The organism is Stenotrophomonas sp. NPDC077659 (genome assembly GCF_050268705.1).
GTDB lineage: Bacteria > Pseudomonadota > Gammaproteobacteria > Xanthomonadales > Xanthomonadaceae > Stenotrophomonas.
The window spans coordinates 1-10,006 of sequence record NZ_JBNNHG010000139.1 but is presented as its reverse complement, the minus strand read 5'-3'; the positions used below and the strand labels follow the sequence as shown (position 1 = coordinate 10,006).

Sequence of the window (10,006 nt, the reverse complement as noted above, 5' to 3'; positions counted from 1 at the left end):
GCTGCTGCAGGCGCTCGATGGCGTGGCGGGCTTCGTCGACCTCCGCGAACCGGTATGGCATCGTTGACCGTGTACGGCGCGTGCGGCGCGAACGCGGTGCCGATCAGCGGATCGGTGCGCCACTGGTCGTGAAGTTCACCGGCCTTGGCGAAATATTCGTCGTCGGTCTTGGCCCAAGCGGTGGGGAAATCGATGATGACCGCGCCGACCAGCGCGCGGAAACCGTGCTTCTTGTAGACCGCGGCCTGCACGTCGCCGAAGAAGTAGTTCTCGTTGGCGCAGGTGGTGCCGCCGCGCAGCATCTCGGCGATGGCCAGGATGGTGCCGTCAGCCACGAATTCCGGGCCGATCACCGCCGCTTCCACCGGCCAGATGTGCTGCTGCAGCCAGGTCATCAGCGGCAGGTCATCGGCGACGCCGCGCAGCAGGGTCATCGGGTTGTGGGTATGCGCGTTGACCAGGCCGGGCATCAGCGCCGCATCGGGGCGGCTGACCACCTGGGTGGCGCGGAAGCGCGCGCGGGCCTCGGCACGCGGCAGGATGGCGACGATTTCGCTGCCCCGCACGGCGACGGCATGGTCTTCCAGCACCACCGCATGCGGCTCGATCGGAACGACATGACCGGCTTCGATGAGCAGGTCGCAGGCTTCGGGGAGGTGCGGGCTATCGCTCATGCGGGCTCACTTGGCTGTGGGGGCGGCGCCTGGCTGAAGGCGGTAGCGCCGGGCCATGCCCGGCGGCTGTCCGTTGCGGCGCCATCGGCGCCGGCAACGGGTTCCGGGCGGTGCCCGGAAAGCCGAGCATGGGCTCGGCTCTACAGGTAATCCGGCTTTGCCGGATTACTTGACGCGCGAGGAGTACTCACCCGAGCGGGTATCAACCTTGATGATTTCATCCTGGTTGACGAACAGCGGCACGCGGACCACGGCACCGGTTTCCAGGGTGGCCGGCTTGCCGCCACCGCCCGAGGTGTCGCCACGCACGCCCGGATCGGTTTCAGTGATCTTCAGTTCGACGAAATTCGGCGGCTGCACGAAGATCGGCGCGCCGTTGAACAGGGTGACGATGCAGGCCTCTTCGCCCTTCAGCCACTTCTCGGCGCCGCCCATGCCGGCCTTGTCGGCCTGGACCTGCTCGAAGGATTCCGGGTCCATGAAGTGCCAGTACTCGCCATCGCTGTACATGTAGTTCATGTCGGTGTCGACGACGTCGGCCACTTCCAGATCGTCGGTCGCCTTCATGGTCAGCTCGACCACGCGGCCTGAACGGATGAAGCGGTACTTCACGCGGGTGAAGGCCTGGCCCTTGCCCGGCTTGACGTACTCGGTGTCGGTGATGACTGCCGGTTCGTTGTTGACCAGGATCTTCATCCCGTTCTTGACGTCATTCATGCCCACAGTGGCCATGCTCAAGCTCCTCAAATGGCAAAACCGCCGCGGGTGCGGCGAGCCGGATAGAATGGAAAGCCCACCGGAAGCCGGTGGGCGACAGTTTTTCTGCCCCCATGATAACCGCAGGCCTCCTCTCCATGCAGCTTTCCGCCTTCCCACGGCCCCAGTCGCCAGGCGCGCCGGCGCGCTGGCAGCAGCTCTGGCGCCAGGCGCTGCGCGACCCGCATGCGCTGCTGGCCCGGCTGCAGCTGGACCCGGCCGCGCTGGGCGTCTCGGAGGTGGCCATGGCCCAGTTCGCGCTGCGCGTGCCGGAGGGTTTCGTGGCCCGCATGCGCCCCGGCGATGCGGCCGACCCCCTGCTGCGCCAGGTGCTGCCGATCAACGAGGAGATGCGCCCGGCGCCCGGGTTCAGTTTCGATGCCGTGGGCGATGGCGCTGCGAAAAAGGCCACCGGGGTCATCCAGAAGTACCGTGGCCGGGCCCTGCTGGTAGCTACCGGCAGCTGCGCGATCAACTGCCGCTACTGCTTCCGCCGCCATTTCGACTATGGCGCGGAAAACGCCGCCAAGGGCGGCTGGCAGGAGGCCGTGGCGGCCATCGCGGCCGACCCGGACATCGACGAGGTGATCCTGTCCGGCGGCGATCCGCTCTCGCTGGCCACGCACAAGCTGGTTGAGCTGACCGATGCACTGCGCCAGATTCCGCATATCCGCCGCCTGCGCATCCACACCCGCCTGCCCATCGTGCTGCCCGAGCGCGTGGACGAAGAATTGCTGGCCTGGCTGGGCAGCCTGCCGTGGCCGCTGGCCATCGTGGTCCACGCCAATCATGCCAATGAATTCGATGCCAGCGTGGATGCTGCGATGGCGCGCCTGCGCGGCCTGGGCGCCCAGCTGCTGAACCAGGCGGTGCTCCTGCGCGGGGTCAACGACAGCGTGCAGGCCCTGCAGGACCTGAGCGAGCGCAGCTTCGCCGCCGGGGTGCTGCCCTATTACCTGCACCAGCTGGACAAGGTCGAAGGCGTAGCCCACTTCGAAGTGGACGACACCCGGGCCAAGGCGCTGATTGCGGGCCTGACCGCACGCCTGTCCGGTTACCTGGTTCCGAAGCTGGTGCGCGAACTGCCCGGCGACCCCAGCAAGCGCCCGGTCTGACGGTAGATCCACGCCATGCGTGGATGGGCGTCCCGGCAGTAGATCCACGCCATGCGTGGATGGGGCGTCACGCGCCCGAATCGATCATCCGCACCACTTCGGTCGCGGTCACCGGGTGGCTCAGCCAGTAGCCCTGGCCGAGATCGCACCCACGCTGGGCCAGCAGCTCGAACTGCGCTTCCTGCTCGATGCCCTCGGCGACCACCGTGATGCCCAGTGCATGGGCCATCGCGATGATCGCGGTGGTCAGCGCCAGGTCGTCCGGGTCACGCTGCATGTCGGCCACGAAGCTCTTGTCGATCTTCACCCCGTCCACCGGCACCTGGCGCAGATGGCTCAGGCCGGAGAAGCCGGTACCAAAGTCATCCAGCCACACCTTCACGCCGGTACGGTGCAGCTTGTCCAGCAGCTGTGCAGCCAGCATCTCGTCGCCGATCACCGCCGTCTCGGTCAGCTCCAGGTGCAGGCGGGAGGCCGGCAGTCCCGATTCGTGCAGGCACTGGGCCACCAGCGCCGGCAGTTCACCGCCGCGCAGCTGGCGCGGTGACACGTTTACCGACACGAACAATTCGTCACCGGCCGTGCCGCGCGGCCACTGCGTCGCTTCCATGCAGGCCGCGCGCAGCACCTTCGGACCGATCACCTCGATCAACCCACTCTGCTCGGCCACTTCGATGAACACCGACGGCGGGATGGTGCCCAGGGTCGGGTGCTGCCAGCGCAGCAGCACTTCCACGCCTACCAGGCGGCGGTCGCGCATGCGGAAGATCGGCTGGTAGGCCAGGCGCAGTTCACCGCGCTCCCAGGCACCGCGCAGTTCCTGCTCCATGTGCACCCGGCGCTCGACCGCATGGTCCATCGCCCGGCTGTAGTAGCGGTAGCAGTTCTTGCCGGCCATTTTCGCCTGGTACATGGCGATGTCGCCGTTCTTCAGCAGCGAGGTGGCGTCGGCGGCGTCATCGGGGAACAGGGTCACGCCAATGGAGGTGCCCAGGAACAGCTCCCTGCCCTGCACGACCAGCGGCTTGCCCAGTTCGCGCACCAGCATCTCGGCCAGCAGCCGGGCATTGGCAGCCACATCGCCATCGCCCACCAGGATCACGAACTCGTCGCCGCCGAAGCGCGCCAGAAGCGCATCGTCGCCGCCGGCCTGGGCCACGGCATGGGCGATGCGCTGGGCAAACTGCAGCAGCGCCTCGTCGCCCGCCTCGTGACCCATCGTGTCATTGACCCGCTTGAAGTCATCGATATCGGCAAACAGCAGGCCCAGACGCTGCCCGGACGCCCGCGCAGCCATCAGCCGGTGGTCCAGCGCTTCACGGAATGCCAGGCGGTTGGTCAGCCCGGTCAGCGCATCGGTGTACGCCATGCGCCGCACTTCACGGTCGTGGCGGGCGATCGCATCGCGCATGCGGGCAAACCCCCGCACCAGCTCGCCGACTTCGTCGTCGCGGGTGTTTTCCAGCAGCGGTGCCTGGTAATCGCCGGCCTCGATGCGGCGCGCGGCCGCCGCCAGGTCACGGATCGGCGCCACCAGCGTGCGCTGCACGTACAGGATGACGATCACCCCGATCACCACCAGCAGCGCCAGCATCAGCAGCAGCCAGCCGAGGTGACGGCTGCCGACCTGCTGCAGGCGCTCGCCGAGGGTGGCACTGGCGGCCAGCTCACGCTGCTTCACCTCGTCCAGCGCCATGCCCACGCGGACGCCGCCGATGCGCTGCTTGCCGATCATGATCGGCATGGCGTTGTCGAGCACGGTCGGCGACTGCTGCACCACCAGGCCTTGCGCGGCCACGGCCGCTGGCGCCATGGGGTCGTCCATCGGCTTGCCGAAGCCAGTCACATTGGCCGAGCCGTCATGCACCAGCCGGCCTTCGGCGTCGAACACCCTTACGTAGCGCACCACCTGCTGCCGCGAGGTCGTACGCACCAGTGCGCCCACCTGGCCCAGATCGTTGTGGAACAATGGGTTGGCCAGTGAATCGGACAATTCGCGCGCCATCGCTTCGCCACGGCTGCGCACACTGCGGTCGAACAGCTCATGGATGACACCGCCACTGAGGCTCTTGACCTCGTTCTGCATCGTCGCCTGGCGCCCCAGCAGCACCGCCAGGATCGCCACCACCACCAGCATTGCCCCGCCCATCGCCAGCAGGAAACGGGCCTGCATACCCGAGCCGAGCCACTTCATGCCACTTCCATCCGTACGTGTCTCGATTCCACGGTCCATTCAATCCAGCAACACCACGCGCGCGCGGCCACCTGGCGCTGCAGCAGCGCCAGGCCCTTCCGTATTTCTGTGACCTTGTCGATCCGACCCCACGCGCCAGGCGTGCCCGCTGCGGCTTTCCCCGCACGAACACGCCGGCATGGAACCAGGCTCAGCAATCCCCACTGCGTTGCCTTACATGAAGCCGACACAAGCTCATCCCCCAGGGTATCCAGACAGACTACCCGAAAAAATGAGAACGGCGTCAGCCTTCTTTGCCGTTGTTGCCGGCCAGCCGCGCCATGCGCTGGGTATCGGCCAGGATGCCGCGCAACAGGCGCACTTCCTGTTCGCTCGGCTCGCTGCGCAGGAACAGGCGACGCAGCTTGCGCATGGCCGATTCAGGTGCACGCCCCTTGTGGAAGTCGATCTCGTCCAGGGTGTCACCGAGCTGTGCGAAGAAGCTCTCCATCTGTTCATGGCTGGCGGCCTGTTCGCGGAAGCCGGGTTCGGTTTCCACCACCGGCTGCGCGCCCAGCAGCTGCATGCGCGTTTCATATGCCAGCACCTGCACGGCGGCGGCCAGGTTGAGCGAGCTGAACGCCGGGTCGGACGGGATATGCACGGCGGCATGGCACAACTGCAGTTCCTCATTGGTCAGGCCGGTGCGCTCACGGCCAAACACCAGGGCCACCTCGACGCCCTCGCCAGCCTTGGCCACGGCGCGGGCGGCGGCGTCGGACGGCAGGTACTCCTCCAGCTGCACCCGGCGCGCACGGGCCGTGCAGCCCAGCACCAGGGTGCAATCGGCCACGGCCTCGGCCAGGGTGGCCACCACCGGCGCCCCGCCCAGCACGTCCTCGGCACCGGCCGAGCGGCGGAAGGCCTCTTCGTCCAGCGGCTTTTCAGGGGCGACCAGGACCATGCGGGCCAGGCCCATGGTCTTCAGGGCGCGGGCGGCAGCGCCCATGTTGCCGGGGTGCTGGGTACCGACCAGGACGAATCGGAGGCGGGTGGCGGCGGAAAACTGGGACATGAACAGGGAACTGTCGAGCTGGACGAAGACCAATGGTAAACTGTGCGGCCGGCCACTGCGCCGGACCCGCTCTTTTCCCCCGCCAGCCCTACCTCTTCTGCCTTTCCGGGAGCCCACGCCATGCAGAAACCCGCCGTCACCGTCATGGTCAAGGCCGCCCGCCTCGCCGGCAACGTCCTGTTGCGCAACATCAACAAGCTCGAGGCGCTCAATGTGGTGCAGAAGGGCCGGATGGACTACGCCAGCGAAGTCGATGCCGACGCCGAAAAGGTGATCGTCAAGGAGCTCAAGCGCGCCTACCCCGATTACGGCGTGTTCGGCGAAGAAGGTGGCGTGCAGGGCGGCCACCGCAACATGTGGGTCATCGACCCGCTGGACGGCACCAGCAACTACCTGCGCGGCGTGCCGCACTACTGCGTTTCCATCGCACTGGTCGAAAACGGCGAGCCGACCGACGCGGTCATCTTCGACCCGCTGCGCAATGAACTGTTCACCGCCAGCCGTGGCGCCGGTGCCGTGCTGAACGACCGCCGCATCCGCGTGGCCGACCGCAAGGACCTGGGTGGCACCATGATCCACACCGGCTTCGCCCCGCGTGAGCGTGCCCGCGCCAGCACCCAGCTGAAGGCGGTTGACGCCCTGCTGGTGCAGGCCGAGGACATCCGTCGCAGCGGCTCGGCCGCGCTGGACCTGGCGTATGTGGCCTGTGGCCGCGCCGATGCCTATTTCGAAGCGGGCGTGAAGGCGTGGGACATCGCCGCTGGCGTGCTGCTGGTCCGCGAAGCAGGCGGCAAGGTCTGCGACTTCAAGGGCGCCCCGCTGGCCCGCATGGACAACCGCGGCCCGGACACCCAGCAGGTGGTGGCAGGCAACCTGAAGGTGGCCGAATCGCTGCAGAAGGTGCTGGTGAACACCGGCTACGCGGCGGAATTCGACGCGAAGTTCTGAGCGTCCACGTAGCGCGATTTATTGAAACGGCACCTGCGAAGGTGCCGTTTTTGTTTGTGTCTGTGCCAAATGCCGCCGGGCATGGCCCGGCGCTACCCTCCGTCGCGTTGGCGTAGATCCACGCCATGCGTGGATAGGCCCATGTAGAATCGAGCCACGCTCGACTCACGCGCGCAGCGCGAACGGCAGCCGAGCGTCGCCCCGGCGCTACCCGCGCGAGAGCGGCGCATACAAAAACGCCCGGCACTTGGCCGGGCGCTCGTCTTTCCAGGTTGAACCGCCAGGCTTACGCCGCGGTCGAGGCCCGCAGGGCGGCAATGCGCTCTTCCAGCGGCGGGTGGCTCATGAACAGCTTCTTCGCCGTCGAACCGGCAATGCCGAAGGCCGCGATCTGCGCCGGCAGCGTGCTCTGGCCGTGGTTGAGCTGCAGGCGCTCCAGCGCGGCGATCATCTTCTGCCGACCGGCCAGCGAGGCACCACCGGCGTCGGCACGGAACTCGCGATGGCGCGAGAACCACATCGCGATCATCGTCGCGAACAGGCCGAACACCATCTCCAGCACGAACACGATGATGTAGTAGGCGAAGCCGCGGCCGCCGCCTTCGCGGTTGCCCGACATCGCACTGTCGATGACACCGCCGACCACGCGGGCCAGCACGATCACGAAGGTGTTCAGCACACCCTGCAGCAGGGCCATGGTGATCATGTCGCCGTTGGCGACGTGGGCGATCTCGTGGCCCAGCACCGCCTCGGCTTCATCTTCGCTCATGTTGTGCAGCAGGCCGGTGGACACCGCCACCAGCGCGTTGTTGCGGTTGGCACCGGTGGCGAACGCGTTGATCTCCGGGCCGTCATACACCGCCACTTCCGGCATGCCGATGCCGGCCGCCTTGGCCTGGCGCTCGACGGTGGCCAGCAGCCAGCGCTCGGTCGGGTTGCGCGGCTCGGTGATGACCACCGCACCGGTGGAACGCTTGGCCATCCACTTGGACAGCAGCAACGAGATGATGGAGCCACCAAAACCGAAGATGCCGGCCATGACCAGCAGGCCGCTCATCGAACGCGAGTCCACCTCCAGGAAGGACATCACGATGCCGGCGAGGATCAGCACCGCAAGGTTGGTGGCCAGGAACAGGGCTATGCGGGTAAACATGGGAAATTCCGGCTCGGAAGGGGTCGATATCCGCCAATTTGCGGTGTGGTCAGCTTGAATTCAAGCGCCAACCTGACCGACGATTCAGCCAGCATGACCTCACCCATTCCCTGCGGCCGCTTCGCACCCTCGCCCACCGGCCTGCTGCACCCCGGCTCCCTGCTTGCCGCCTTCGGCAGCTGGCTGCTTGCGCGCCATCACAACGGCCTGTGGCGGCTGCGCATCGAGGATATCGACCCGCCGCGCACTGTGGCAGGTGCTGCACAGGCGCAGTTGCAGGCGCTGGCCGCGTTCGGCCTGGACCATGACGGCCCGGTGATGTGGCAAAGCGAACGTGCCAATGCCTACCAGGCCGCGCTGGACGTTCTGCTGGCCAGCGACAGCGCCTTCATCTGCCACTGCAGCCGCAGCGAGCTGGCCGCCAGCGGCGGCATCCACCATCACTGCGTTGCCCGGCAGCCGCGACCGGACCCGGCCGTCCGCTTCCGCGTGCCAGCGGGCAGCGTGGTGCAGTTCGAAGATGGCCTGCGCGGACCGCAGTCACAGGACGTGCACGCCGAGGTCGGCGATTTCGTGCTGCGCCGTGCCGATGGCTGCTGGGCCTACCAGTTGGCCGTTGTGGTGGACGACGCGGCGCAGGGCGTGACCGACGTTGTCCGTGGCGCCGATCTGCTCGATTCCACCGCGCGGCAGATCCTGCTGCAGCAGGCGCTGGGTCTGGCGGTTCCCCGCTATTGTCACCTGCCTCTGCTGCTGGATGCCCCCGGCCACAAACTCTCCAAGTCACTGGCCGCGCTGCCGGTGGACAGCGCACGCCCGGTGCCGGTGCTGCGCTACCTGTGGCAGCTCCTCGGCCAGGCACCGGCCGCGCTGGACGGCATCAATGCATTGCCTGCGCTGCTGGCTGCGGCCCAACGGGCGTTCGACCCGGCGCGGCTGCCGCGCGCAGACATCCTCATTGGAGCAGGCCTGCCGCCGCCCGGCGCACTTTCCGCGCCGATGTTGCAGAATCCCCCTTCCCCCACCTGATACCCGGACAGCATTCCATGACATCTCGCGTCGCACTGGTCACCGGCGGAACCGGCGGCATCGGTACCGCCATCTGCCAACGCCTGGCCGACCAGGGCCACCGGGTCGCCACCAATTACCGAGACGAGGCCAAGGCCCGCACCTGGCAGCAGGCGATGACCGAACGCGGCTACGCGGTGTCGATTTTCCCTGGCGATGTGTCCGACCCCGGCAGCGCCGAAGCGATGGTGCGCGCGGTGGAGGCCGAACTCGGCCCGGTCGAGATCCTGGTCAACAACGCCGGCATCACTCGTGACACCACGTTCCATCGCATGCGCGCGGAGCAGTGGCACGATGTGATCAACACCAACCTCAATTCGGTGTTCAACGTCACCCGCCCGGTCATCGAGGGCATGCGCCGCCGCGGCTGGGGCCGGGTCATCCAGATCAGCTCGATCAACGGCCTGAAGGGCCAGTACGGCCAGGCCAACTACGCTGCGGCCAAGGCCGGCATGCACGGCTTCACCATTTCCCTGGCCCGTGAGAACGCCGGCTTCGGCATTACGGTCAACACCATTTCGCCCGGCTATGTGGCCACCGACATGGTGATGGCGGTGCCTGAGGAAGTACGCGCCAAGATCATCGCCGACATTCCCACCGGGCGCCTGGGCAAGCCGGAGGAGATCGCCTATGGCGTGTCGTTCCTGGTTGCCGACGAGGCCGCCTGGATCACCGGCAGCAACCTGGACATCAACGGCGGCCACCACATGGGCTGGTAAAGCCTCGCAGGCAGCGCCAGGGGTAGATCACGCCCCTGCCGTTGGTCATGCTGCGCAGCACGCAAACCCTTGCTGCGCAACATGATCGACTGCGAAACCCAAGCCTGGCGGGGGCTGGGACGGTTGCCAAGGCTTGTGCACTGCGCCATGCTGCACACCTACTGTGACGAGTGACCGCTTCATGGCTGCGACCCGCATCATCAAGAAGTATCCGAACCGCCGTCTCTACGACACCGAGATTTCCAGCTACATCACCATCGAGGATGTGCGCCAGCTGATCCTGGACGGCGAAGACTTCGAGGTCCGCGACGCCAAGAGCGGCGAC

Annotated in this window: 10 protein-coding genes; 5 read left to right on the top strand and 5 right to left on the bottom strand. The window is 67.1% G+C overall.

The window, feature by feature from the left end; all coding sequences use genetic code 11:
- Both ACQKDV_RS15930 and efp read right to left on the bottom strand, forming a co-directional pair.
- Nucleotides 1-674: amidohydrolase family protein (locus ACQKDV_RS15930; RefSeq protein WP_427785003.1), on the bottom strand; the 674-nt coding region annotated here is incomplete at its 3' end.
- A gap of 165 nt (nucleotides 675-839) precedes the next feature.
- Entirely contained in the window at nucleotides 840-1,406 is a 567-nt protein-coding gene (gene efp, locus ACQKDV_RS15925; protein WP_108765696.1) for an elongation factor P, read from the bottom strand.
- 122 nt (nucleotides 1,407-1,528) lie between these two features.
- Between efp and epmB the strand changes: the two genes are divergently transcribed.
- Nucleotides 1,529-2,545, top strand: coding sequence for an EF-P beta-lysylation protein EpmB (gene epmB, locus ACQKDV_RS15920; protein ID WP_427785002.1), 1,017 nt, complete (start codon nucleotides 1,529-1,531; stop codon nucleotides 2,543-2,545).
- A 67-nt stretch (nucleotides 2,546-2,612) separates the two neighbouring features.
- Here epmB and ACQKDV_RS15915 read toward each other — a convergent pair whose 3' ends face one another.
- Nucleotides 2,613-4,739 carry a putative bifunctional diguanylate cyclase/phosphodiesterase gene (locus ACQKDV_RS15915; protein WP_427785000.1) on the bottom strand — a complete coding sequence of 709 codons (2,127 nt, stop codon included), beginning with the start codon at nucleotides 4,737-4,739 and terminating at the stop codon, nucleotides 2,613-2,615.
- A gap of 283 nt (nucleotides 4,740-5,022) precedes the next feature.
- Nucleotides 5,023-5,793: an RNA methyltransferase gene (locus ACQKDV_RS15910; protein WP_427784998.1), complete on the bottom strand. Its 771-nt coding sequence runs from the start codon at nucleotides 5,791-5,793 to the stop codon at nucleotides 5,023-5,025.
- 120 nt (nucleotides 5,794-5,913) lie between these two features.
- Here ACQKDV_RS15910 and ACQKDV_RS15905 point away from each other — a divergent pair, with 120 nt between their 5' ends.
- A complete protein-coding gene (locus ACQKDV_RS15905) occupies nucleotides 5,914-6,741 on the top strand; it encodes an inositol monophosphatase family protein (protein ID WP_427784996.1) in 828 nt (275 codons plus the stop codon).
- A gap of 286 nt (nucleotides 6,742-7,027) precedes the next feature.
- Here the strand turns inward: ACQKDV_RS15905 and htpX are convergent, their stop codons facing one another.
- Nucleotides 7,028-7,894: a protease HtpX gene (htpX, locus tag ACQKDV_RS15900; protein ID WP_427784995.1), complete on the bottom strand. Its 867-nt coding sequence runs from the start codon at nucleotides 7,892-7,894 to the stop codon at nucleotides 7,028-7,030.
- Between the two features lie 93 nt (nucleotides 7,895-7,987).
- Between htpX and gluQRS the strand changes: the two genes are divergently transcribed.
- The 3 genes from gluQRS to ACQKDV_RS15885 form a co-directional block, all read left to right on the top strand.
- Nucleotides 7,988-8,923: a tRNA glutamyl-Q(34) synthetase GluQRS gene (gene gluQRS / locus ACQKDV_RS15895; RefSeq protein ID WP_427784993.1), complete on the top strand. Its 936-nt coding sequence runs from the start codon at nucleotides 7,988-7,990 to the stop codon at nucleotides 8,921-8,923.
- Between the two features lie 17 nt (nucleotides 8,924-8,940).
- Complete coding sequence (gene phbB, locus ACQKDV_RS15890) at nucleotides 8,941-9,681, top strand: acetoacetyl-CoA reductase (protein ID WP_427784992.1); 741 nt, start codon at nucleotides 8,941-8,943, stop codon at nucleotides 9,679-9,681.
- A gap of 181 nt (nucleotides 9,682-9,862) precedes the next feature.
- Nucleotides 9,863-10,006, top strand: a 144-nt coding sequence (locus ACQKDV_RS15885) for a polyhydroxyalkanoate synthesis regulator DNA-binding domain-containing protein (protein ID WP_427785005.1), incomplete at its 3' end; no start/stop codon positions are given.